The sequence below is a fragment of the Streptomyces sp. NPDC044044 genome (genome assembly GCF_056434405.1).
The window spans coordinates 94,068-116,245 of sequence record NZ_JBWKFG010000005.1 but is presented as its reverse complement, the minus strand read 5'-3'; the positions used below and the strand labels follow the sequence as shown (position 1 = coordinate 116,245).

Annotated in this window: 22 protein-coding genes and 1 tRNA gene; 9 read left to right on the top strand and 14 right to left on the bottom strand. The window is 70.3% G+C overall.

Annotated features, from left to right (window positions below):
- Positions 1 to 52 precede the first annotated feature (52 nt).
- Positions 53 to 751, bottom strand: coding sequence for a pentapeptide repeat-containing protein (locus tag AC07AG_RS20145; protein ID WP_478756422.1), 699 nt, complete (start codon positions 749 to 751; stop codon positions 53 to 55).
- A 203-nt stretch (positions 752 to 954) separates the two neighbouring features.
- Between AC07AG_RS20145 and AC07AG_RS20140 the strand changes: the two genes are divergently transcribed.
- Complete coding sequence (locus tag AC07AG_RS20140; RefSeq protein ID WP_478756421.1) at positions 955 to 2,136, top strand: FAD-dependent oxidoreductase; 1,182 nt, start codon at positions 955 to 957, stop codon at positions 2,134 to 2,136.
- A 156-nt stretch (positions 2,137 to 2,292) separates the two neighbouring features.
- Positions 2,293 to 3,306, top strand: coding sequence for a zinc-binding dehydrogenase (locus AC07AG_RS20135; RefSeq protein ID WP_478756420.1), 1,014 nt, complete (start codon positions 2,293 to 2,295; stop codon positions 3,304 to 3,306).
- Positions 3,307 to 3,331: 25 nt separating this feature from the next.
- On the opposite strand, the gene AC07AG_RS20130 is transcribed toward AC07AG_RS20135, so the two are convergent.
- Complete coding sequence (locus AC07AG_RS20130; RefSeq protein WP_478756419.1) at positions 3,332 to 3,871, bottom strand: N-acetyltransferase family protein; 540 nt, start codon at positions 3,869 to 3,871, stop codon at positions 3,332 to 3,334.
- Positions 3,872 to 3,934: 63 nt separating this feature from the next.
- Positions 3,935 to 4,858 carry an aminoglycoside phosphotransferase family protein gene (locus tag AC07AG_RS20125; RefSeq protein ID WP_478756418.1) on the bottom strand — a complete coding sequence of 308 codons (924 nt, stop codon included), beginning with the start codon at positions 4,856 to 4,858 and terminating at the stop codon, positions 3,935 to 3,937.
- On the opposite strand from AC07AG_RS20125, the gene AC07AG_RS20120 reads away from it, so the two are divergent.
- Positions 4,857 to 5,525: a rhomboid-like protein gene (locus tag AC07AG_RS20120; RefSeq protein ID WP_478756417.1), complete on the top strand. Its 669-nt coding sequence runs from the start codon at positions 4,857 to 4,859 to the stop codon at positions 5,523 to 5,525. The two genes, AC07AG_RS20125 and AC07AG_RS20120, sit on opposite strands and share 2 nt — an antisense overlap.
- Here the strand turns inward: AC07AG_RS20120 and AC07AG_RS20115 are convergent.
- On the bottom strand, positions 5,503 to 6,270 hold the full coding sequence (locus AC07AG_RS20115) for a DsbA family protein (RefSeq protein ID WP_478756416.1): 768 nt from the start codon (positions 6,268 to 6,270) through the stop codon (positions 5,503 to 5,505). The two genes, AC07AG_RS20120 and AC07AG_RS20115, sit on opposite strands and share 23 nt — an antisense overlap.
- Positions 6,271 to 6,395: 125 nt before the next feature.
- On the opposite strand from AC07AG_RS20115, the gene AC07AG_RS20110 reads away from it, so the two are divergent.
- Positions 6,396 to 7,790: an NAD(P)/FAD-dependent oxidoreductase gene (locus AC07AG_RS20110; protein ID WP_478756415.1), complete on the top strand. Its 1,395-nt coding sequence runs from the start codon at positions 6,396 to 6,398 to the stop codon at positions 7,788 to 7,790.
- 66 nt (positions 7,791 to 7,856) lie between these two features.
- Here the strand turns inward: AC07AG_RS20110 and AC07AG_RS20105 are convergent.
- Positions 7,857 to 7,930: transfer RNA gene (locus AC07AG_RS20105), tRNA-Thr, on the bottom strand.
- Positions 7,931 to 8,138: 208 nt separating this feature from the next.
- Between AC07AG_RS20105 and AC07AG_RS20100 the strand changes: the two genes are divergently transcribed.
- The 3 genes from AC07AG_RS20100 (at position 8,139) to AC07AG_RS20090 (ending at position 10,694) form a co-directional block, all read left to right on the top strand.
- On the top strand, positions 8,139 to 9,275 hold the full coding sequence (locus AC07AG_RS20100; protein ID WP_361048949.1) for an ABC transporter ATP-binding protein: 1,137 nt from the start codon (positions 8,139 to 8,141) through the stop codon (positions 9,273 to 9,275).
- A 202-nt stretch (positions 9,276 to 9,477) separates the two neighbouring features.
- Positions 9,478 to 9,936 carry a hypothetical protein gene (locus AC07AG_RS20095; protein ID WP_478756414.1) on the top strand — a complete coding sequence of 153 codons (459 nt, stop codon included), beginning with the start codon at positions 9,478 to 9,480 and terminating at the stop codon, positions 9,934 to 9,936.
- 26 nt (positions 9,937 to 9,962) lie between these two features.
- Complete coding sequence (locus tag AC07AG_RS20090) at positions 9,963 to 10,694, top strand: nucleotidyltransferase family protein (RefSeq protein ID WP_249589168.1); 732 nt, start codon at positions 9,963 to 9,965, stop codon at positions 10,692 to 10,694.
- A 98-nt stretch (positions 10,695 to 10,792) separates the two neighbouring features.
- Here the strand turns inward: AC07AG_RS20090 and AC07AG_RS20085 are convergent, their stop codons facing one another.
- The 7 genes from AC07AG_RS20085 to AC07AG_RS20055 form a co-directional block, all read right to left on the bottom strand.
- Positions 10,793 to 12,430 carry a DoxX family protein gene (locus AC07AG_RS20085; protein ID WP_478756413.1) on the bottom strand — a complete coding sequence of 546 codons (1,638 nt, stop codon included), beginning with the start codon at positions 12,428 to 12,430 and terminating at the stop codon, positions 10,793 to 10,795.
- Between the two features lie 141 nt (positions 12,431 to 12,571).
- Entirely contained in the window at positions 12,572 to 13,531 is a 960-nt protein-coding gene (rlmB, locus tag AC07AG_RS20080; RefSeq protein ID WP_249589166.1) for a 23S rRNA (guanosine(2251)-2'-O)-methyltransferase RlmB, read from the bottom strand.
- 124 nt (positions 13,532 to 13,655) lie between these two features.
- On the bottom strand, positions 13,656 to 15,056 hold the full coding sequence (gene cysS / locus AC07AG_RS20075; protein ID WP_478756412.1) for a cysteine--tRNA ligase: 1,401 nt from the start codon (positions 15,054 to 15,056) through the stop codon (positions 13,656 to 13,658).
- Between the two features lie 90 nt (positions 15,057 to 15,146).
- Positions 15,147 to 15,551, bottom strand: a complete 405-nt coding sequence (locus AC07AG_RS20070) for a PPOX class F420-dependent oxidoreductase (protein ID WP_478756411.1) — start codon at positions 15,549 to 15,551, stop codon at positions 15,147 to 15,149.
- A 133-nt stretch (positions 15,552 to 15,684) separates the two neighbouring features.
- Positions 15,685 to 16,188: a 2-C-methyl-D-erythritol 2,4-cyclodiphosphate synthase gene (gene ispF, locus AC07AG_RS20065; RefSeq protein WP_478756410.1), complete on the bottom strand. Its 504-nt coding sequence runs from the start codon at positions 16,186 to 16,188 to the stop codon at positions 15,685 to 15,687.
- The gene (ispD, locus tag AC07AG_RS20060) at positions 16,178 to 16,915 is read right to left on the bottom strand and encodes a 2-C-methyl-D-erythritol 4-phosphate cytidylyltransferase (RefSeq protein ID WP_478756409.1); all 738 of its coding nucleotides are present in this window, start codon (positions 16,913 to 16,915) and stop codon (positions 16,178 to 16,180) included. Before ispD ends, ispF begins: the two co-directional genes overlap by 11 nt.
- Positions 16,916 to 17,241: 326 nt before the next feature.
- Positions 17,242 to 17,724, bottom strand: coding sequence for a CarD family transcriptional regulator (locus AC07AG_RS20055; RefSeq protein ID WP_003953493.1), 483 nt, complete (start codon positions 17,722 to 17,724; stop codon positions 17,242 to 17,244).
- Positions 17,725 to 18,397: 673 nt separating this feature from the next.
- On the opposite strand from AC07AG_RS20055, the gene AC07AG_RS20050 reads away from it, so the two are divergent.
- Positions 18,398 to 19,138 carry a copper chaperone PCu(A)C domain-containing protein gene (locus AC07AG_RS20050; RefSeq protein ID WP_478756408.1) on the top strand — a complete coding sequence of 247 codons (741 nt, stop codon included), beginning with the start codon at positions 18,398 to 18,400 and terminating at the stop codon, positions 19,136 to 19,138.
- A 135-nt stretch (positions 19,139 to 19,273) separates the two neighbouring features.
- Here AC07AG_RS20050 and phoP read toward each other — a convergent pair whose 3' ends face one another.
- Entirely contained in the window at positions 19,274 to 19,954 is a 681-nt protein-coding gene (phoP, locus tag AC07AG_RS20045; RefSeq protein ID WP_030362171.1) for a two-component system response regulator PhoP, read from the bottom strand.
- On the bottom strand, positions 19,951 to 21,210 hold the full coding sequence (phoR, locus tag AC07AG_RS20040; protein WP_478756407.1) for a two-component system sensor histidine kinase PhoR: 1,260 nt from the start codon (positions 21,208 to 21,210) through the stop codon (positions 19,951 to 19,953). The genes phoP and phoR overlap by 4 nt, the downstream gene beginning before the upstream one ends.
- Positions 21,211 to 21,493: 283 nt before the next feature.
- Here phoR and phoU point away from each other — a divergent pair, with 283 nt between their 5' ends.
- Entirely contained in the window at positions 21,494 to 22,174 is a 681-nt protein-coding gene (phoU, locus tag AC07AG_RS20035) for a phosphate signaling complex protein PhoU (RefSeq protein WP_478757032.1), read from the top strand.
- The last annotated feature ends 4 nt before the right edge of the window (positions 22,175 to 22,178 follow it).

Here is a 22,178-nt window from a genome sequence, read left to right as displayed (position 1 = left end):
CACGGCCCCGCACCCAAAGACGGACCGCCCCGCAGCCCGCCAAAGCCGGACGCTAGTCCACCCGCACACCCACCTGCGCAGCAAACGCCGGCGCCAGATCCATGAGCTGCGCAGCACTGATCACCGACCCCGCCAAGCAGTCGATCCCCCGCAGAATGCCCACCTCCGCAGCCTCCCGCAGGTCGACATCCTTCATCCGGACCCCGCTGAAGTCCGCCCCCTTCAGCACGCAGCCCACGAACTCGACCCGCTCCAGCGACGCCTGCCCGAAGTCCGGCTCCACCAGCACGCACCCCTCGAAGACGACGTCCTTCAACCGCGCCTTCCGCAGGTTCAGATAGTCGATCTTCCCGCCCCGCACGACGACCCGCTCCAGCACACTCCCGTGCAGCTGAACGCCCCCCAGCCGCGCGTCCACCACCTCCACGTCCCGCAGCGAAGCCTCCACCAGCTCCGTGCCGACCCCCCGCAGCTCCGTCAGCACGGAATCCACGAACCGCGCCCTGCTGAGCCGCGTCTCGGTCACCCCGCAGCCCGTCACCGCACAGTCCAGGAACAGCGCTCCCCCGCCGTCCTGCCCCGCGAGATCGAGGTCCCGGAACTCGACCCCGTCATAGTCCCCGTCAGGCTCCAACTCGCCCCCGCCGAGCCCCAACTCACCGAACCCCCGCAGCACGGGCAACCGCACCTCGGGCCGCCGAGCCTTCTTCACCCCTGCCGCCGCGTCCCTCTGCCGATCCTTCTGTCCCATGCCCCCATCGTGCACCCACCCACTGACACCCACCGCCCCGCTGCCCCCACGGCCCTAACCGCCCTCACCGCCCCCACCGCCGTAACACCCCGATGTCACATCCCGGGCACCCCCGCCCGTCGTACCGAGTGAGTGAACACACCCGACCACCAACCACCGACCCCACCAACCACCGACCACCGACCACGACAGGAGCCCACCCCATGCCCAAGCCCGCCACCCAGCTGACCATCATCGGCGGCGGCTTCGCCGGCCTCACCGCGGCCATCACCGCCGCCGAAGCCGGCGCCCGGGTCACCCTCCACGAGTCCCACCACACCCTCGGCGGCCGGGCCCGCACCGCCGAAGGCGCGTACCGCACGAACGAAGGCCCGCACGCCCTCTACAACGGCGGCCCCCACTGGACCTGGCTCAAGCAGCGCGACCTCATCGGCCCCCTCGCCCCCCTCCCGCCCATCGAAGGCACCCGCCTCCGCCTCCACCACCAGGGAAAGCTCCGCCGCACCCCACCCCTGGCGATGCTGAAGCTCCTGCGCCGCAAGCCCGAACAGGCCCCCGTGGACCAGGACTTCATGACGTGGGCCACCGGCGAGGTCGGCGAGGAAGGCGCACGCGCCGCCGCGCACTACATCGCCGTGGCGACGTTCCACCACGACCCCGGCTCCCTCTCCGCCAGGTTCGTGCACGAGCGCCTGCGTCGCGCCACGAAGCTGCCCCCGGAGGCGCACTACCCGCGCGGCGGCTGGGGCTCGGTCATCGACCGCATGGCGACACTCGCCTGGAACCTGGGCGTACGCGTGGAGACGCTGTCCCGCGTCGAGACCCTCGCCTCGCTCCCCGCCGCAGGCCCCGTCGTCGTCGCCACGTCCCTCCCCGCGGCCCGTCACCTCCTCCAGGACGACACCCTCCAGTGGGACAGCGCCCGCACCACCCTCGTCGACGTGGCCCTCGACTCCCGCAAGGGCGACCCCTTCGCGATCTCCGACCTGGACGGGACCGGCTGGATCGAACGGTTCACCACCCAAGACCGCACCCTCGCCCCCGCGGGACAGGACCTTATCCAGGGCCAGATCCCGCTCGCCCCCGAGGAGTCCAAGGCGGACGGCGCGGCCCGCGCCGACCACCTCCTCGACCTCGGCTTCCCCGGCTGGCGCGACCGCCTGGTCTGGCGCCGCGACGCCGTCTCCAACGGCCGCACCGGCGCGGTGGACCTGCCCGGCACCACCTGGCGCGACCGCCCCGCGATCAACCGCGGGAACGGTGTCTACCTGGCCGGCGACCAGGTCGCGGCACCCGGCCTGCTCTCCGAGGTCTCCTTCAACAGCGCGCTGGAGGCGGTGACGCTCGCACTGACCCCCGCAAGGCTTGACCTCAAGTCCGCTTGACGTACGAGGGTGACACCAAGAGCAAGCACCACCCAACCGCCCACCACTCAAAGCCCCCAAGACCCAAGCCCCAACCCCCAACCCCCAAGACCCCCCAGCCCCCACCCCTCACCCCCCACCCCTCACCCCTCACCCAAAGCCCAAGGAGCAAGCCCCATGCACGCCACCCGCCTGCACACCTTCGGCCCGGCCGAGCACCTCACGTACGAGGAGACCCCCGACCCGGCACCGGCCCCCGGCCAGGTCCGCATCGCGGTGACCGCGGCGGGCGTGCACCTCCTGGACACCGCGATCCGCGCCGGAATCAAGGGCCCGCTCCCCGAACTCCCCGAGCTGCCCACGATCCCGGGCCGCGAGGTGGCAGGCACCGTCGAGTCCCTCGGCGAGGGAGTCGACCCCGCCCTGCTCGGCAAGCGCGTGGTCGCCCACATCGGCTTCGCCCCCGGCGGCTACGCCGAGCTCGTCGTCACGGAGGCCTCCCGCCTGCACGAGATCCCCGAAGCCCTGGACGACGCACAGGCCGTGGCCCTGATCGGCACGGGCCGTACGACGATGGGAATCCTGCAGTTCGCCGAGCTGACCTCCGACTCCGTCGCCGTCATCCCGGCGGCGGCGGGCGGCATCGGCACGCTCCTGGTCCAGTACGCCAAGCACGCGGGCGCCACGGTCATCGGCCTGGCGGGCGGCCCGGAGAAGACGGACCGGGTCGCCGCGTACGGCGCGGACCTCGCCGTCGACTACAGGAACCCGGACTGGCCGAACGAGGCGCACGCGTACCTGACGAAGATCGGAGTCCCCGGCGCGACCGTCGTCTTCGACGGAGTGGGCGGGGCATCCGGCCTCGCCGCCGTGGACCTCCTCGCCCCCGGCGGCACGCACCTCGTCTTCGGCTGGTCGGGCAAGGGCCCGCACGACGGCGAGCCCCTCTCCCTCACGGACGAGCAGCTCGCGGCCCGCGGCATCACGCAACTCAACGTCCTGGGCCCGGTGATGATGCAGAAGGCGGGCGGCGACAACCCGGTCCGCACCCTGGAGCTCGCGGCGCTCGCCGAAGCGGCGAAGGGCCACTTCACCCCGGCGGTCCAGCGCTACCCCCTGTCGTATGCGGCAACGGCCCACGCCGACCTGGAGAACCGCCGCACCACAGGCAAGGTGGTGCTCATCCCCTGAGCCCCCCCCCGCACTCCCTTGAGGTTCAGGACCCCAGTTCGGCCAACGCCCCGTCGGTCAGCCGATACACGGTCCACTCGTCCTGCGGCAGCGCACCGAGCGACCTGTAGAAGTTGATCGACGGCTCGTTCCAGTCGAGCACGGACCATTCGAGCCGCTCATAACCCCGCTCCACACAGATCCGCGCGAGCTCGGTCAGCAGCGCCTTGCCGTGGCCGCCGCCGCGCGCCTCGGGCCGTACGTACAGGTCCTCCAGGTAGATCCCGTGCACCCCACGCCATGTGGAGAAGTTCAGGAACCACAGCGAGAACCCGACGACCTCCCCCGAGCCCGAGCCTGCACTCGCCCCCGAGCCTGCACCCGCCCCCGAGCTCGCCCCCAAACCGGCCCCCGCCCCGTCGTCCACCGCAATGTGCGCGAACGCGGCAGGCCGCTCCCCGAAGAGCGCTTCACGCAGCTGCTCCTCGGTGGCCCTCGCCTCGTCGAGGGCCTTCTCGTACTCCGCGAGGTCGCGGACCATGGCGTGAATCAGGGGGACGTCATCAGGCGTGGCGCTACGAATCATGGCCGCAGGCTAACCAGACCGCCCACCGCGGCCAACCGCGGCCAACCGCGGCCAACCCGCGTCTCACGCCCCGAGCAGCAGCCGCGCGACCTCCAGATCGTCCTCGTCCAGCGCCCGCCCGTCCTCGATCTCCCAGAGCGCGTTCTGCAGCACCCGCCCCAAGGTCCAGGCACGAGCCCGCTCCCTGTCCAGCCCCAGCACCTCGGTCATCGCGTCGAACCGCCACAGCACATCGTCAGCATCAAAGCGATTGTTGAGCGCGGGCCAGAGATCGAACCCGGGGTCACCGGCCAGCGGCTTCGGGTCGATGGCGAGCCACGGCTCGCGCTCGGCCGCGAGGACGTTCTCGAAGTGCAGGTCCCAGTGCAGCAACCGGTCGCCTGGCTCCCCCATGACCTCGCGCACAGCGCCCCCGCACCGCTCCACGATCGCGCGCTCGACCGGATCGGCGATCGCCTTCAGCGCCCCCGGCAGCTCGTCGACCATCTCCCCCGCGATGTCCCCGAGCCGCCGCATCCCCTCGGGCGCGGGCACGGCGGTGAGCCGCGCAAGGAGCTCCGCGATGACGAGCACCGCCTTGTGCGTGTCCTGCATCGTCGACAACATCCGCCCGGAGTCCAGGCGTTCGAGCAGCATCGTGCCCGTGCCCTCGTCGTGGTCGAGGAGCCGCACGGCCCCGTCGCCGTCCCACACCCGGAGCCCGACGGGCTCCGACTCGGTCTCCTCGTCGAGCAGCTGGAACTTGACCGCGGCGGGGGTGCCGTCCCGCCGCACCACGGGCAGCACGAGCGCGGCCATGCCATGCATCGAGGGCCCGTCGACCGTCAGCTCCCACCGCTCGACGAACTCCGCCACGCGCGCGGGCAGCGCCGCGATGAAGGCACGGCCCGGCTCCCCCGCGTACTCGTACTGCGACTCGATCAGCCCGTCCGGAATGCGAATGTCGATCACCCTCGCGACGCTACCGGCGTGGGTGAATCGCCGCATGGGGATTATTCGGGCCACGAGGCCCGCGATGCGGGCTGTTGCGGCCTACATCCGCAGCGCTCCCGGCACCTACATCTGGCTCGCGGTCCTCTTCGTCACGACGGTCGCGATGCACCACATGTCACCGGAGTTCGAGCAGGACTTCCTGCGCCAGCGCTCCACGAACATCCACGAGCTGTCCAAGAACCCCGTCCGCGTCCTGGTCTCCAGCGCGCTGTGGATCGACGGCGGCACCTGGCTCTCGTACGCCGTGCTCTACACCGTCTTCCACGCCACCGCCGAACGCTGGCTCGGCACCGCGCGCTGGCTCGCGGTGGCCGCGGGCGCGCACATCATGGCCACGCTCATCAGCGAGGGCGTCCTCGCGCTCGCGATCCACCACGGCGCAGCCCCACCATCCTCGGTCAACACCCTTGACGTGGGTGTCAGTTATGCCCTCGCGGGCGTGATCGCGGTCCTCACCTACTGGGTCCCCACGCCCTGGAGATACGCGTACCTCCTGATCGTCATCGCCGTGTACGGCACTCCGCTGATCACCGGCAGGACCTTCACCGACCTGGGCCACTTCACCTCGGTCCTGATCGGCCTGGCCTGCTTCCCGCTGACCCGGAGCGCCGTACGCCCGGCACCGACGAGATGGACGATCAGGAGATCCCGGAAGCCTTGAGCTCCTCGGCGAACGCGTCCTGGTCGAACAGCGAGTTGGCGTCCGCCTTCTTGCCGTCGATGACGACCGTCGGCGTGCCCTGCATGCCGTCGTCGGTGAAGGCCTGCATGGCCTCACCGACCCACTTCTTGTACGTCCCCTTCTGCACGGCCTTGCCGAACTCGGCGCCCCGAAGACCGTCCACCTTGTCGGCGATCTTCAGCAAGAAGGCGGGCGTGTAGGCGTCCTCGGTCTCGGTCTCCGGCTGGTTGGCGAAGACAGCGGCGTGGAACTGCGGGAACTTGCCCGCGTCCACCGACGCCCGCAGCGCGTTAGCCGCGTTCACCGAACCGCTGCCGCCGAGGTTCTTGTCGAGGAACGAGGCGAGCGTGTACTCGACCTTCACCTTGCCCTCGGCCACCGGCTTCACCAGGGCCTGCGCGCCGGACTCCTCGAACTTCTTGCAGATCGGGCAGCGCGCGTCCTCGTACAGCTTGACCGTGTGCCCGGCCTTCGGGTCGCCGACCGTGATCACGCCGCCCTTCACCGTGGCGGGCGTCTTCGCGAGCGCGTCGGTGCCGGCCGGCGGCGCCTTCGCCTCGGGACCACCCGCGGACGCGGACTCCGAGGCCGACGCCCCCTTGTCGCCGCCCCCGCCCGTGAGGTCCTCGGGACCGCAGGCGGCTGCGCCCCCGGCGACGAGTGCGGTGGCGGCCACCGCGGCGACGATGCGCCCGGACTTGCGTGCGGCCTTGCGTACGGCCATCTGAACAGTCCTCCATGATCTCGGCACGTGACGCTTCGACATCGCCACGCACCGGATCAACGTATCGGAATGCCCTCCCCTGTACCCCTCCCCAAAGCCCCCACCAGCGCAGTAACGTCCGGCTCATGAGCAGCACGATCAATGGCGGCATCTCGTACTGGTACGCGGACCACGGCACCCCGGCCCCCCGCGAACCCCTGCCGGGCGACGAGAGTGCCGACGTCTGCATAGTCGGCGGCGGCTACACGGGCCTGTGGACCGCGTACTACCTGAAGAAGGCCGCCCCCTTCCTCCGCATCACCGTCCTGGAGCAGAAGTTCTGCGGCTACGGAGCCTCCGGCCGCAACGGCGGCTGGCTCTACAACGGCATCGCGGGCCGCGACCGCTACGCCCGCCTGCACGGCAGGGACGCGGCGGTCCGCCTCCAGGAGGCGATGAACGACACGGTCGACGAGGTGATCCGCGCCGCCGCCGAGGAGCAGATCGAAGCGGACATCCACCACGGCGGCGTACTCGAAGTGGCCTACACCCCAGCGCAGTTGGCGCGCCTGAAAGAGTTCCACGCCACGGAACTGGCCTACGGCGAGAAGGACCGCACCCTGCACGGCGCCCGGGAGACCGCCGACCGGATCCGCGTCGCGGGCGCCGTCGGCTCCACCTGGACCCCGCACGGCGCGCGCCTGCACCCGGTGAAGCTGGTGAAGGGCCTGGCGGCGGCGGTCGAGGCACTCGGCGTCACGATCCACGAATCAACACCGGTCACGGAGATCAAGCCGAAGCACGCCATCACTCCCTACGGCACGGTCCGCGCGCCGTACATCCTGCGCTGCACGGAGGGCTTCACGGCGTCCCTCAAGGGCCAGCGCCGCACCTGGCTCCCCATGAACTCCTCAATGATCGCGACGGAACCTCTCACCGACGCCCAATGGGAGTCGATCGGCTGGGAGGGCCGCGAGACGCTCGGCGACATGGCGCACGCCTACATGTACGCCCAGCGCACGGCGGACGGCCGCATCGCGCTCGGAGGCCGCGGCGTCCCGTACCGCTACGGCTCGAAGACGGACAACGACGGCCGCACGCAACCGGCCACCATCGAGGCCCTCCACGAGATCCTGACCCGCTTCTTCCCCCAACTGGCCGGAGTGCGGGTGGCCCACGCCTGGTCCGGCGTGCTCGGCGTCCCCCGCGACTGGTGCGCCACGGTCACCCTGGACCGCGCGACGGGCCTGGGCTGGGCGGGCGGCTACGTCGGCTCGGGCGTGGCCACCGCCAACCTCGCGGCCCGCACCCTGCGCGACCTGGTCCAGCAGGACTCGGGCCAGGCAGGCACCACGGACCTCACCACGCTCCCCTGGGTCAACCACAAGGTCCGCAAGTGGGAGCCGGAGCCGTTCCGCTGGATCGGCGTCCAGGGCATGTACGCGACATACCGCAACGCGGACCGCCACGAACTGACCACCCCAACCACCAAGGCCCCCCGCCTGGCCCGCCTCGCGGACCGCTTGTCGGGGCGCCACTGACGTACGCACGAGAACGCACGAAGGCCCGGGACACCTTGTCGGCGTCCCGGGCCTTCGCCCGCTCTGAGCCCCCTGTCGGATTCGAACCGACGACCTACGCATTACAAGTGCGTTGCTCTGGCCATCTGAGCTAAGGAGGCATGCGCTGCACTGACGTGCCCGAGCAGTGTAACCAAACACCGCCCGTGCGCCTGTCGAAAATTTCCTCGAAGGTCGCCGGTGCAGGACTACTGACAGACCCGGCCCCCCCGGGGTACCGTCCGAGCAGTTCACTCAGGTGGACTACACCACTCCTCTCTTTACAACGGATCGTCCGGCACGTTCCTGCCGGTGAAGGGGGCCTTCACCATGGCCACTGTTTCGTTCGACAAGGCGACCCGCATCTACCCGGGTGGCGACAAGCCCGCCGTCGACCAGCTCGAGCTCGACGTAGCGGACGGCGAATTCCTCGTCCTCGTCGGTCCCTCCGGCTGCGGAAAGTCCACCTCGCTCCGCATGCTCGCGGGCCTGGAGGACGTGAACGCCGGCGCCATCCGCATCGGTGACCGCGACGTCACGCACCTGCCGCCCAAGGACCGGGACATCGCCATGGTGTTCCAGAACTACGCGCTCTACCCGCACATGACGGTCGCCGACAACATGGGCTTCGCCCTGAAGATCGCGGGCGTCAACAAGGCCGAGATCCGCCAGAAGGTCGAGGACGCGGCGAAGATCCTCGACCTCACGGACTACCTGGCCCGCAAGCCGAAGGCCCTCTCCGGCGGTCAGCGCCAGCGTGTCGCCATGGGCCGCGCCATCGTGCGTGAGCCCCAGGTGTTCCTCATGGACGAGCCGCTGTCGAACCTCGACGCCAAGCTGCGTGTCTCCACCCGTACGCAGATCGCCTCGCTGCAGCGCCGCCTCGGCATCACCACCGTGTACGTCACCCACGACCAGGTCGAGGCCATGACCATGGGCGACCGCGTGGCCGTCCTGAAGGACGGTCTGCTCCAGCAGGTCGACTCGCCGCGCAACATGTACGACCGCCCGGCCAACCTCTTCGTCGCGGGCTTCATCGGCTCCCCCGCCATGAACCTCGTCGAGGTCCCGATCACCGACGGCGGCGTGAAGTTCGGCAACTCCGTCGTGCCGGTGAACCGCGAGGCACTGTCCGCCGCGGCCGACAAGGGCGACCGCACGGTCACGGTCGGCGTCCGTCCGGAGCACTTCGACATCGTCGAGCAGGACGGCTCCACCGCCAAGTCCCTCTCCAAGGAGACCGAGGACGCCCCGGCGGGCCTCGCCGTCTCCGTGAACGTCGTCGAGGAGCTCGGCGCCGACGGCTACGTCTACGGCTCCGCCGAGGTCGGCGGCGAGCACAAGGACCTCGTGGTCCGCGTGAACGGCCGCAAGGTCCCGGAGAAGGGCACGCAGCTGCACGTCGTGCCGCGTCCGGGCGAGATCCACGTGTTCTCGACGTCGACGGGCGAGCGCCTCACCGACTGACGACCCCGCTCACCAGCCATGACAGGGCCCCGCACTTCGGTGCGGGGCCCTGTTCGTTCGCCCACCGTGTCGACAAATACCCCGGCAGACCGGTCATTTCGCCAGGCGCCCGTCAACACTGCTCCAGAGAAACCTCATTCTCCGTCGCTCGACCGAGTGACGTAATGTCGCCAAATCATCACCGACCGCTACGCTCACTCGCGTGACGCACTCCGCCAACTACACCCAGAAGCCGCGCCGAGCCCACCGAGGCCCCGCCCGACGCATCGGCCGCACGCTCGCCCTCGTCCTGCCCGTGATGCTGGTGCTCTCCGGGACCCTCGCGGTCACCAGCGTCAACTGGTCCGGGAACTCGTCGGATTCGATGCTCACCGCATCCGCCGACAACCTCTCCGTACCGGCCAAGTCCCGCGCGCCGCAGGACGTCCTGCGCGACCGGCTGCTCCTGGAGCTCCAGGACAAGAACCCGGGCGTCGCGCTCACCCACCTCCAGCAGGAGGTGAACCGCCACCCGTCCCTCGCCCGGCACTGCGTCTCCGTCGCCCGTGCCCTCGGCCGCGCCGCAGTCCAGAAGTACGGCCCGAGCCGTGCCCAGTCGTATGCGCGCCCGGTCTGCGACACGTCCTTCGCGTCGGGCGTCGCCGCCCACCAGAACGGCTGACGGGGTCGGCACGTAGGGTTTCCGGCATGACCGGCGACCCTCACGCTCACAGACCCACGCAGGCCGTCATCCTGGCCGGAGGCCAAGGTTCGCGCCTCCGCCCTTACACCGACGACCGGCCCAAGCCGATGGTCGAGATCCCTGGCACAGGGACCCCGATCATCGGCCATCAGCTTTCCTGGCTGGCCGCCGAAGGCGTGACGGACGCGGTCGTCTCGTGCGGCCATCTCGCCGAAGTGCTCCAGGAGTGGCTGGAGTCGGCGGACCTCCCCCTGAACGTCACCACGGTCGTCGAGACCGAACCCCTGGGCCGTGGCGGCGGCCTCAAGTACGCCGCCCGCCACCTCCCGCACGCGGACCGCCCCTGGTACGCGACGAACGGCGACATCTGGACCCGCTTCTCGCTGCGCGACATGGCGGCCTTCCACGCCGAGCGCGACGCCACCGCGACCCTCGCCCTGGCCCGCCCCCGCATCCCGTGGGGCGCCGTCGAGACGGACGCGTTCGGCCACATCACGGACTTCATCGAGTCCCCGCCGTCCCCGTACCTGATCAACGCGGGCGTGTACGTCTTCTCCGCCTCCTTCACCGGACTCCTGCCGGACCGCGGCGACCACGAGCGCACCACGTTCCCGCGCCTCGCCCGCGAGAAGAGCCTGGCGGGCTTCCCGCTGCCGCAGGGCGCCTACTGGCGGGCCATCGACACGGCCAAGGACCTGACGGAAGCGGCCAAGGAGCTCGCGGCACAGACCGGTTGAGGGTCACCTCACCCCTCACCCGCCTTCTCTCCACGTACGCCGATGGGGCCCCGCACAGTGTCTGTGCGGGGCCCCATCGGCGTACTGCCCGGGACTGCTCAGCCGCCGCCGAGCAGTCCTCCCACGAGCCGGTCGTTGCCGCCGCCGCCCGTGCTGCCGCCGCTCGCGCCGCCCTCGGGCGCTCCGCCGCCGCTGCCGCCGCTGGACGTGGGTCCGGCGGTGGCCGACGACGGAGGCTGCTGGGGGGACGACTGCTGGGGCGGGGCCTGCCCTGTGGTGCCCTGCGTCTGGCTCGGCTGCCCCTGGCCCGCGCCCGTGGTGGCGGACTCGCGTGCCGCGCCCGGAGTGGTCGCCGCGCCGCCCTGCGTGGGGCTCGCGGAACTGCCCTGCGTCGGCGAACCGGAGGCCGTCGGGCTCTGCGACTGGCCCTGGCGCTGCTGCTGCTGCTTCTTCTTCCCGGGCTCCCCCGGAAGCGGCGAGCCCGGCAGTTCGTTGCGCGGGGCCTCGCCGGGCCCCGGCACGGTCACGCGGTCGGCGTCGCGCACCGCGCCGCCGAGCATCGAACCGATGAGGAGCGTGAGCCCGACGACGATCGAGCCGATGAGCGCGCCGCGCCGCAGCACACGGCGCCGCAGCTCCCAGATGTCCACGCGCGGCCCGAGCGTCCGCCAGGCCTCGCCCGCGAGGCGTCCGTCGACGGAGTAGACGGGCGCGCCCGCGATGATCAGCGGCGACCATGCGGCCAGATAGATGATGTCCGGCGCGTCGTAGGCGGGGACGGTCTTCCAGCTGACGGTGACGATGAGCGCGGCGGACAGGAGCACGCCGATGCTGGCCGCGACCCGCTGCCAGAGCCCGAGCACCGTGAGCACGCCCACGATGATCTGCAGGAAGGCGATGCAGAGTCCCGCACCCACCGGGTGCGAGAGCGCGAAGTCCCGCAGCGGCTCGGCGAGCGCCCAGGGGTGCAGCGAGTTGAGCCACTTGACCATGGAGCCGCGGTCGCCGCCGTCGAAGTACACGGGGTCGCAGAGCTTGCCCATGCCGGCGTAGATGGAGATGAACCCGAGGAAGACGCGCAGCGGAAGCAGCACGACGCCGAGGTTCATGCGGCGACCGGGGTAATAGGCGTGCCGCACGGGATCGGCCCCGTGCCGCCTGACGACCTGGCGCGCGTCGTCGTCGCCGTCGTCGAACTCGTCGTCCTCGTAGGGGAGCCGCTCGTCGAGGTCGCTCTGGGACATCGGCATGCGCGGGATGAGCCGGGTCTCGGGATCGGGGTGCCGAGGCCCGATGACGGCAGGCGTGGCCTGCGTGCTCTCGAGTTCGTCCTCGTCGATGCGGGGGATGACCTGCGTGGCACCTCCGTCGTCGTAGGAGGAGCCGCCGGCTTCGGCCGAATGGCGCACGCCGGTGCCGCGCACCGCCTGCAGCAGTCCGGTGGCTCCGGGGTCACCCGGCTCGGACTTCCCGCTCCAGACGACGGGCGAGCGGCGCCGTGCGGCGGAGCCGACTGCGGGGATGCGCACGGTGTCGTCGGCAGTGCTCAAGTGCCGTGCGATACGCGGGGATTGGGTCCGCTGCGCGGTGGGGAGCTGCACGCGGAAGCTCGCGTGATTCACGATGACCTGCGCCGGGTCGCTCGGCACCTTCACCATGCTCAGCGCGGGAGCTTCGTCGAACCCTGACGAGCTTCCCCCCGTGGGATTGCGGGGCGTTCTGGTGTCCACACTCATCTAACCGAGTGATGTGTGTTTAGGACACTGCCTTGACCGCGCGGAAATGTCCGGACCGCGTCAAGATCTCCCACGAACGCCCGCCGGCCCGGGGAATCCGGGCCGACGGGCGTCGGGGGTGACGGGCGTCGGGGGTGCTGATTAGCTCCGGCGCCGGGACGCCTCGTAGAGCACGACTCCCGCCGCCACACCGGCGTTCAGGGACTCCGTGCCGCCCGGCATGGGGATGCGCACGCGGTAGTCGCAGGTCTCGCCGACGAGCCGCGAGAGGCCCTTGCCCTCGCTGCCGATGACGATGACGACGGGACCGGACAGCGCCTCCAGGTCGCCGACCTCGTGGTCGCCGTCCGCGGCGAGCCCGACGATCGCGAGCCCGGCCTTCTTGTAGGCCTCCAGGACGCGGGTCAGGTTCGTCGCGCGCGCCACGGGCGTACGCGCCGCGGCACCGGCGGCCGTCTTCCAGGCACCGGCGGTCATCCCGGCGGCACGCCGCTCGGGGACGACCACGCCGTGACCGCCGAAGGCGGAGGCGGAACGCACCACGGCGCCGAGGTTCCGCGGGTCCGTCACGCCGTCGAGGGCGACGATCAGCGGGTCCTCGCCCTGGTCGAACGCGGCGGCCGCGAGCTCCTCGGGGTGCGCGTACTCGTACGGCGGCACCTGGAGCACGAGACCCTGGTGGTTGAGGCCGTTCGTCATGCGGTCCAGCTCGGGGCGGGGGGCCTCCATGAGGTGGATGCCGCCGCGCTCACCGGCGAGCTGCAGCGCCTCGCGCACGCGCTCGTCGTTGTCGATGAACTGCTGGACGTAGAGCGTCGAGGCCGGCACGCCCTCGCGCAGCGCCTCGACGACGGAGTTGCGCCCCACGACCATCTCGGAGGTGCCCTTGCCGCGGCCCTTCACGGCACTGGGACGACGGCCGCCGCCGGGGCCGCCGGAGGCCTTCTTGGCGGCGGCGTTGGCGATGCGGTTCTTCTTGTGTCCCTTGCGCGCCTCGGCGGGCGGCGTCGGGCCCTTGCCCTCAAGGCCGCGGCGTCGATTTCCGCCGCTGCCGACCTGCGCGCCCTTCTTGCCGGACATGCGGCGGTTGTTAGCGGCCATGACCTACCTGTCTCTGTGATGCGTGTGGCTGCCCGCGAACTGCGCGGCGGCCCACTGCGTGACTGCGTACGTATATGAAGTGTGCCGCCCGGGTCGCCGGGCGGCACATCGCGAGGTCAGACGCTCAGCGCGGGCCGAGAGTCCACCGCGGTCCGTTCGGGCCGTCCTCGATGACGAGGCCGGACTGGTTGAGCTGATCGCGGATGGCGTCGGCGGTGGCCCAGTCCTTGCGGCCGCGCGCGGCCTCCCGCTGCTGGAGCACGAGGCGTACGAGGGTGTCGACGACCCCGTGGAGGTCCTCCCCGCGGTCGCCCTCACCGGCCCAGTGCGGGTCGAGCGGGTCGAGGCCGAGCACGCCCAGCATGGCCCGCACTTCGGCGAGCCGCTCCACCGCGGCTTCCTTGTCGTCGGCGGCCAGGGCGGAATTGCCCTGCCGGACCGTCGTGTGGACGATGGCCAGCGCCTGCGGGACGCCCAGGTCGTCGTCCATCGCGTCGGCGAAGGCGGGCGGCACCTGGGCCGCGGGCTCGACGGTGCCCCCGGCCTTCTCGACCACGCGCTGCACGAAGCCCTCGATCCGCGCGAACGCGGACTCGGCCTCGCGCAGGGCCTCCTCGCTGTACTCGATCATCGAGCGGTAGTGCGGGGTGCCCAGGTAGTAGCGCAGGACGATCGGGCGCCACTTCTTGACCATCTCGGACACGAGGACGGAGTTGCCGAGCGACTTGGACATCTTCTCGCCGCTCATGGTGACCCAGCCGTTGTGCACCCAGTACCGCGCGAACGCGTCGCCGAAGGCCTTGGCCTGCGCGATCTCGTTCTCGTGGTGCGGGAAGATCAGGTCGATGCCACCGCCGTGGATGTCGAACTCACGGCCGAGGTACTTGTGGGCCATCGCCGAGCACTCCAGGTGCCAGCCCGGACGGCCGCGGCCCCAGGGGGTCTCCCAGCTGGGCTCCCCCTCCTTGGCGGTCTTCCACATGGCGAAGTCACGCGGGTCGCGCTTGCCGGTCTCGCCCTCGCCGGACGGCTGCAGGAGGTTGTCCAGCTCCTGGTTGGACAGCTCCAGATAGCCGGGGAAGGACTTCACGTCGAAGTAGACGTTGCCGTCCGACTCGTAGGCGTGGCCGCGCTCGATCAAGCCGCGCATCATCTCGACCATCTCGGTGATGTGGCCGGTGGCGCGCGGTTCGTACGTGGGCGGCAGGCAGCCGAGGACGTCGTAGCCGTCGTTGAAGGCGCGCTCGTTCTCGTACCCGATCGACCACCACGGGCGGCCCTGGTCGGCCGACTTCCGGATGATCTTGTCGTCGATGTCCGTGACGTTGCGGATGAAGGTGACGTCGTAGCCGCGGTAGTCGAACCAGCGGCGCATGATGTCGAAGTTGAGACCCGACCGGATGTGCCCGATGTGCGGGGCCGCCTGCACCGTCGCGCCACACAGGTAGATCGAGACACAACCGTCGATGAGCGGGCTGAAGTCTCGGATCTGCCGGGCGCTGGTGTCGTACAGGCGAATCGTCACCACTCCAGGGTAGTGGTCGCAGGACAGTGCCCTGCGACCTCCTGGGTCAACAGGGCACGGAACTGTGACATGCGCGGGTGTGCGAAGGCCTCAGAGGCGGCCGACGACCTTGCGCGGAGTGACGCGGACGACGACGCGGGGGTCGTCGTTCACGGAGGACGGATTGAACTCCACGTACTTCAGGCCGGTGTACTTCAGGGCCAGCTCGTCGATGAGCTCCTGCCCGCCCTCGGTGGTCATCGTCACCTCGCCGCGGATCTCGGCGTACGTGTACGGCGAGTCGAAGGGCTGGAGCAGCACCGTCACGCGCGGGTCGCGGCGCAGGTTCTTCTCCTTGCGGCGGCCGAGGGTGGTGGAGAAGAGCAGGTCGTCCCCGTCGCGCTTCACCCAGACCGGTGAGACCTGAGGGCTGCCGTCGGGCTGGATGGTCGCGACGGAGATGAAGACGGGGGTGTCGAGAAGGGCCTTGAGCTTGTCGGACAGTTCGGCTGCCATGGGGGTGCCTCTCTCTCGTACGACGACGGATGCCGTGCGGCTGTGCGGGGCGTGCTTTCCCGATACTGCTCCAACACGCCCCGCCGCAGCGGCATTTCACCCTCGCAGGTACGTGCCCCGGCACGGGCCCCGGTCAGTCCGTCCGCACGACCAGTGCGGTCGCGATCGCGGCCAGGCCCTCGGCGCGGCCGGTGAGGCCGAGGCCGTCCGTCGTCGTGCCGGACACGGCGACCGGGGCGCCCGCGGCGGCGCTCAGCGTCTTCTGCGCCTCGTCGCGCCGCTTGCCGACCTTGGGCCGTACGCCGATGACCTGGACGGCGATGTTGCCGATCTCGAAGCCTTCGGCGCGCACGATCCTGGCCGCCTCGGCGAGCAGCGTCACACCGGATGCGCCGGACCACTCGGGCCTGCTGGTGCCGAAGTGCGCGCCGAGGTCGCCGATGCCGGCCGCGGAGAACAGGGCGTCGCAGGCGGCGTGCGCGGCGACGTCACCGTCCGAGTGCCCGGCGAGGCCCGCGCTCTCGCCCTCCCAGAGGAGCCCGGCACACCACAGCTCGCGCCCTTCCTCGAAGGCGTGCACGTCGGTGCCGATGCCCACCTGCGGCAGCGAGAGACGGGCCGGGGTCTCAGAAGCCATCGTTGGCCCTCCTGCGGGCGAGTACGGCCTCGGCCAGGACGAGGTCGAGGGGCCGCGTCACCTTGAAGGCCTCTTCGTGGCCGGGCACGACGACGACCTGGAGGCCCAGCTGCTCGACCATGCTGGCGTCGTCCGTGACGTTCTCGGTGACCGTCGCGTGGGCGCGCACGAGGGTGTCGCGGTCGAAGCCCTGCGGGGTCTGCACGGCGCGCAGACGGGCCCGCTCGGGCGTGGCCACCACGGGCTCGGGCGCGCCCGGCTGCTCGGGGTCCGCCGGCTCGACCTGCTTGACGGTGTCGGTGAGCGGCAGCGCGGGGACGACGGCCGGTGCGCCGTCGCGTACGGCCTCGATGACGCCGTCGACGGTGTCCACGGGCACGAGCGGGCGGGCCGCGTCGTGCACCAGGACGACGCCGATGCCCTCGGGCAGAGCGTCGAGGCCGAGCTTCACGGACTCCTGGCGGGTCTCGCCGCCGGGGACCACCACGAAGTCGGTGCGCTCGGGCAGTGCGTGGTCGGCCAGGAGTGACTTGACCTCGGCCGCGCCCTCCGGCGGGGCCACGACGACGACGAGCGACACGGCGCGGGATGCGGCCATGGCTCGTACGGCGTGGATGAGCATGGGCGTGCCGTTCAGCGCGCGGAGCGCCTTGGGGGCGCCCGGGCCGAGCCGTACGCCGCGTCCGGCGGCGGGGATCACGACCGCGGTGCGGGATTCCTCAGACATCGCTTCCGTTCAGGTTTGTGGGCTCGGGCGAGGTGGGTATGGCCTCAGCGAGCCGGGCGCGAACGCCTTGACCGGACCCTTCCGTGACATCTGGTCGAGTCAGCTGCCCGAGCCCGGCTCGCACACCGAGCAGAACCGAGTACGTGACGAGTACGTGACGTAGTGCTGGGTAGTACGAGGTAGGAATTCAAAGACAAAAAAACAAAGACTGTGCCTGGGCATGAAGTCCGGGTACGAACATGCCGCAGCGCCCGGCGACACCATTGAGGGTCAGCGGGCACCGCGGCATTCATGGCGCCAAGACGTATGCGTATGTCAGGACGCGATCAGGACGCGAGGACCTCGTCAAGCAGGGCCTCGGCCTTGTCCTCGTTCGTGTTCTCCGCGAGGGCGAGCTCGCTCACCAGGATCTGGCGAGCCTTGGCGAGCATGCGCTTCTCACCCGCGGACAGTCCGCGCTCACGCTCACGACGCCACAGGTCACGCACGACTTCCGCGACCTTGATGACATCGCCCGATGCGAGCTTCTCGAGATTTGCCTTGTAGCGACGGGACCAGTTCGTCGGCTCTTCGGCGTACGGCGCGCGCAGTACTTCGAAGACCCGGTCGAGCCCGTCCTGACCGACCACATCACGTACGCCGACGAACTCCGCATTGTCCGCAGGCACACGTACCGTCAGGTCGCCCTGGGCGACCTTCAGCACCAAGTAGGTCTTGTCCACGCCTTTGATCTGGCGAGTCTCAATGGCCTCGATCAGCGCGGCCCCGTGATGGGGATAGACCACGGTGTCGCCAACCTTGAACGTCATGTGACAGGTACCCCTTCCGTGGCTATCCATCCTAACACGAGAACCGCCTCTTCTGAATGGCGTTTTCGCAGGTCAGGGCATATCTCGGGGCTTGACAACAGCAACAGGAACGTGCTGCGAAGGGCTTCCGGAGCGAGGTATTCGCAGGTGGGAGCGGCTCTTCGGGGAAGCGGAAACGCGCCCGTCACACGCCCTCCGAGAGCGCTCCACGAGGCTGAACGTCCCGGTTTGCCGGGTTCCAAGCGGTGAACTTCCGCTACTCCGTTCGGCGACCGGAGACACGTGCCCGTCGGCGTTCGACGTGAATCCGGAATTGATCAAGAGCCCTCCGGTGATCAATTTCCGGGACTTCCCCGGACTTCCCCGGACCGCCATGCATTCCTTACCGGAAATCCGCAGGACGGGGCGCGGCGACTCTTGACGGCTCTTATGTGAATGGTGAACGAGAGGTCAATGGCGTCAGAGTGACGGAAGTGGCTTGTACGGCCGGAACGGAAGCGGCGAGTGCGGTGGGACCGGAGTGCCGCGAGAGAGGCTCACGGGCCGTAGGGGCGGGTCGGGTGCGGTGGCGCGGGAACGGCTCGGTAACCTAAGCCCGCTGACACACACTTAGGACGGCTTTACGGCCGCCCGCCCCTCCCGTACCGCCCTCGTTCAAGGAGTTGCCGCCGCCGTGAGCCGCAGCCTTCGACGTGGCGCCATCGCCGCCACCGCCATCGCGTTCTCGCTCGCGTCGCTCGCCGCGTGCGGCGCCGGTAACAACGCTCAGACGCACGAGATCAAGCCGGACAACGCCGCGACAGCCGTCGGCGACATCAAGATCCAGAACGCCATGGTGATCACCCAGCCCGACCTGAAGTCGACGGGACCCGCCGTGGTCGCCGCCACGATCTTCAACAACGGCAGCACCGATCAGACCCTGGACGAGATCAAGGTCAACGGCACCGGCAAGACGGCCAAGATCACGCCGGCCAAGGACGACAAGGCCTCCAAGCGCGGCGGTCCGCTGACCATCCCCGCCGGTGGCTCCGTCATCATCGGCGGCAAGGACAACGCTTCGGCCGTCCTGCCCAGCAGCCGCGAGGCCGTCAAGGACGGCAACGCGCAGGCGGTCACCTTCGCCTTCAGCAAGACCGGCGACGTGAAGATGAAGACCTTCGTCGTGCCGGCCGAGAGCTACTTCAAGAAGTGGGGCCCGACCGAGGTTCCCGAGGCCCCGGACGCGAAGCCGTCGACGAAGCCCTCGGGCTCCGCGAGCGGTGAGCCCGCCGAGGGCGCGTCCACGGGCGCGAGCGGCAACCCTTCGGGTCAGCCGTCCGGACAGCCGTCGGGCAGCGCGTCCGGTGCGGCGAACACGGACCCGTCCGGCGCCGCGTCGCACGACGCTGGTGCGGGTGCCGGTACCGAGCACTGATCGACGTACGTACGAGCGAGAGGGCGGGAACCCGGTGCCGGGTTCCCGCCCTCTCGTGTGTCCGCGTGCGCCCGTCTGCTGAGGGGCCGGCTACTGAGGGGCCGGCTACTGAGGGGCCGGCTACTGAGGGGCCGGCTACGGCTCGAACTTGTAGCCCAGGCCCCGCACCGTCACCAGGTAGCGCGGCGCGCCCGGGTCGGGCTCGATCTTGGCGCGCAGGCGCTTGACGTGGACGTCGAGGGTCTTGGTGTCCCCCACGTAGTCCGCGCCCCAGACGCGGTCGATGAGCTGCATGCGGGTCAGGACGCGGCCCGCGTTGCGCAGGAGCATCTCCAGGAGGTCGAACTCCTTGAGGGGCAGGTCGACCTTGGAGCCGGAGACCGTCACCACGTGGCGGTCCACGTCCATGCGGACCGGGCCCGCCTCCAGGGCCTGCGGCGCTACCTCCTCGGGCTCGCCGCGGCGGCGCAGGACCGCGCGGATGCGGGCCACGAGCTCGCGGGACGAGAAGGGCTTCGTGACGTAGTCGTCGGCTCCTATTTCAAGGCCGACCACCTTGTCGATCTCGCTGTCCTTGGCGGTGACCATGATCACCGGGACGTTGGAACGGCTGCGCAGCTGGCGGCAGACCTCCGTGCCGGGCAGGCCCGGCAGCATCAGGTCGAGCAGGACGAGGTCGGCGCCGTTGCGCTCGAACTCGTCGAGTCCGTCCGGGCCGGTGGCCGCGATGGCGACCTCGAAGCCCTCTTTGCGGAGCATGTAGGACAGGGCGTCGCTGAAGGATTCCTCGTCCTCGACGACGAGCACTCGGGTCACGGAAGGACCTCCGGGGCAGGAATGGGTTCGTACGCAGTGGTCTCGTCGGGCCGTGCGGTGTCGGCTTCGCTGCCGACCCCGCCGTGACCGGATCCGCGGTCGCGGTTCGCGGCTGCTTCGGGCAGCCGCAGGGTGAAGGTGGAGCCCTGTCCCTCGGAGCTCCACACGGTGACCTCCCCGCCGTGCGAGGCGGCCACATGCTTGACGATGGCGAGGCCTAGGCCGGTGCCGCCGGTGGCGCGGGAGCGCGCCGGGTCCACTCGGTAGAAGCGCTCGAAGATGCGCTCCTTGTCCTTGTCGGAGATGCCGATCCCCTGGTCGGTGACGGCCACCTCGATGAGATCTCCGCCCGGTGCGGTGACCCTGCGGGCTGCGACGCCCACGCGGGTGCGTGCGGGCGAGTAGTTCACGGCGTTCTCGACGAGGTTGCCGAGTGCCGCGGCGAGCTGGCCGCGGTTGCCCCATATCTGCAGGTCGGCGGTGCCGCCCGCGGCCATGGTGATCTGTTTGTGGGAGGCCTGGTGACGGCTGCGGTCGATCGCCTCCGCCACCAGTTCATCGACACGGACGGGTTCGGCGTCCTCCAAGGGGTCGTCGTTCTGGACCCGGGAGAGGTCGATGAGTTCCTGGACGAGGTTGGTCAGGCGCGTGGCCTCGATCTGCATGCGGCCCGCGAAGCGCTCGACGGCCTCGGGGTCGTCAGAGGCGTCCATGACGGCCTCGGAGAGGAGGGAGAGCGCCCCTACCGGGGTCTTGAGCTCATGGCTCACGTTCGCGACGAAGTCGCGTCGTACGGCCTCGATGCGGCGGGCCTCGGTGAGGTCCTCCACCAGGAGCAGGACCAGGCGGGAGCCGAGGGGGGCGACGCGCGCGGAGACGGCGAGGGCCTCGCCCCAGCCGGTGCCGCGGCGTGGCAGGTCGAGCTCGACCTGGCGTATCTCGCCGTCGCGGCGGGTGTCGCGCGCCATCTGGAGCATGGGTTCCACGGCGAGCTTGCCGCCGCGGACCAGGCCGAGGGCGTACGCGGCCGAGCTGGCCTTGACGACGCTGTCCGCCTCGTCGAGGACGACGGCGGACGAGCGGAGCACGGAGAGAACCGTGTCGACGCCCGGCGGCAGTACGGCGTCTGTGTGCAGGGAGGTCCGGGTGGGGCGTTTCAGGTCGCGCTCGCTCCAGCGGAACGCCAGCATGGCGATGACACCGGTGCACACCCCGGCGATCGCTGCCGCTGCGGCGACCGCCGCGTTCACGTCCATGCCTCCAGGTTATGCGCCCTTTACGCACGGACCACAGCCATACGGGTGCGCACTCGAACACTCGTCGCCCAGAGTTCACCGAGGGGACGGTGGTGGTTCACTTCCGCTGAACGGGTTACTCCGGTCCTCGTCGGCGCGGCTCCCGGGAGCGTGCCACGCGTCGCCCACAGTTCACCTCGGTGACAGGGGTGGTTCATTCGGGATGTCGGAAACGGACGCGTCCGACCCGCACCGTGGGAGCGTGGGGGTCACCCCCCGGGACGTACTAGAGAGGGACATCCACATGCGGGACGCGTACCACGAGGAACTTGACTCGATCGGCGAAGGCCTGGTCGAGATGGCCCGCCTTGTCGGGTCCGCGATCGGGCGCGCCACCACGGCCATGCTCGACGCCGATCTGAAGATGGCCGAGAGCGTGATCGCCGCTGACCAGAAGGTCGACGATCTGCAGCACGACCTGGAGGCGCGCGCGATAGCCCTGCTCGCGCGGCAGCAGCCGGTCGCCACCGACCTGCGCATCGTCGTCACCTCGCTGCGGATGAGCGCCGACCTGGAGCGCTCGGGCGACCTCGCCCAGCACGTCGCGAAGCTGACCCGCCTGCGCTTCCCGACGTCGGCCGTTCCGCAGGATCTGCACGCGACGATCCTGGAGATGGGGCAGCTGGCGCAGCGCCTCATGGCCAAGGCGGCGGAGGTCATCATCACGAAGGACGTCGACCTGGCGCTCCAGCTGGAGCAGGACGACGACGAGATGGACCTGCTGCACCGGACGCTCTTCCAGCACCTGATGGACGACCGCTGGAAGCACGGCATCGAGACGGCCGTGGACGTGACGCTCCTGGGCCGCTACTACGAGCGCTTCGCGGACCACGCGGTCTCGGTGGCGAAGAGGGTCGTCTACCTGGTCACCGGCGAGCACGCGGACGAGATCCAGACGACGGGGACGCCGGTGGAGGGCGCCTGAGCCC

Bases quoted from the DNA above. Each gene is read 5' to 3' on its own strand.
- AC07AG_RS20145 (WP_478756422.1), bottom strand. From the start codon at position 751: ATGGGACAGAAGGATCGGCAGAGGGACGCGGCGGCAGGGGTGAAGAAG.
- AC07AG_RS20140 (WP_478756421.1), top strand. From the start codon at position 955: ATGCCCAAGCCCGCCACCCAGCTGACCATCATCGGCGGCGGCTTCGCC.
- AC07AG_RS20135 (WP_478756420.1), top strand. From the start codon at position 2,293: ATGCACGCCACCCGCCTGCACACCTTCGGCCCGGCCGAGCACCTCACG.
- AC07AG_RS20130 (WP_478756419.1), bottom strand. From the start codon at position 3,871: ATGATTCGTAGCGCCACGCCTGATGACGTCCCCCTGATTCACGCCATG.
- AC07AG_RS20120 (WP_478756417.1), top strand. From the start codon at position 4,857: ATGGGGATTATTCGGGCCACGAGGCCCGCGATGCGGGCTGTTGCGGCC.
- AC07AG_RS20125 (WP_478756418.1), bottom strand. From the start codon at position 4,858: ATGCGGCGATTCACCCACGCCGGTAGCGTCGCGAGGGTGATCGACATT.
- AC07AG_RS20115 (WP_478756416.1), bottom strand. From the start codon at position 6,270: ATGGCCGTACGCAAGGCCGCACGCAAGTCCGGGCGCATCGTCGCCGCG.
- AC07AG_RS20110 (WP_478756415.1), top strand. From the start codon at position 6,396: ATGAGCAGCACGATCAATGGCGGCATCTCGTACTGGTACGCGGACCAC.
- AC07AG_RS20100 (WP_361048949.1), top strand. From the start codon at position 8,139: ATGGCCACTGTTTCGTTCGACAAGGCGACCCGCATCTACCCGGGTGGC.
- AC07AG_RS20090 (WP_249589168.1), top strand. From the start codon at position 9,963: ATGACCGGCGACCCTCACGCTCACAGACCCACGCAGGCCGTCATCCTG.
- AC07AG_RS20085 (WP_478756413.1), bottom strand. From the start codon at position 12,430: ATGAGTGTGGACACCAGAACGCCCCGCAATCCCACGGGGGGAAGCTCG.
- rlmB (WP_249589166.1), bottom strand. From the start codon at position 13,531: ATGGCCGCTAACAACCGCCGCATGTCCGGCAAGAAGGGCGCGCAGGTC.
- AC07AG_RS20070 (WP_478756411.1), bottom strand. From the start codon at position 15,551: ATGGCAGCCGAACTGTCCGACAAGCTCAAGGCCCTTCTCGACACCCCC.
- ispF (WP_478756410.1), bottom strand. From the start codon at position 16,188: ATGGCTTCTGAGACCCCGGCCCGTCTCTCGCTGCCGCAGGTGGGCATC.
- ispD (WP_478756409.1), bottom strand. From the start codon at position 16,915: ATGTCTGAGGAATCCCGCACCGCGGTCGTGATCCCCGCCGCCGGACGC.
- AC07AG_RS20055 (WP_003953493.1), bottom strand. From the start codon at position 17,724: ATGACGTTCAAGGTTGGCGACACCGTGGTCTATCCCCATCACGGGGCC.
- phoR (WP_478756407.1), bottom strand. From the start codon at position 21,210: ATGGACGTGAACGCGGCGGTCGCCGCAGCGGCAGCGATCGCCGGGGTG.
- phoU (WP_478757032.1), top strand. From the start codon at position 21,494: ATGCGGGACGCGTACCACGAGGAACTTGACTCGATCGGCGAAGGCCTG.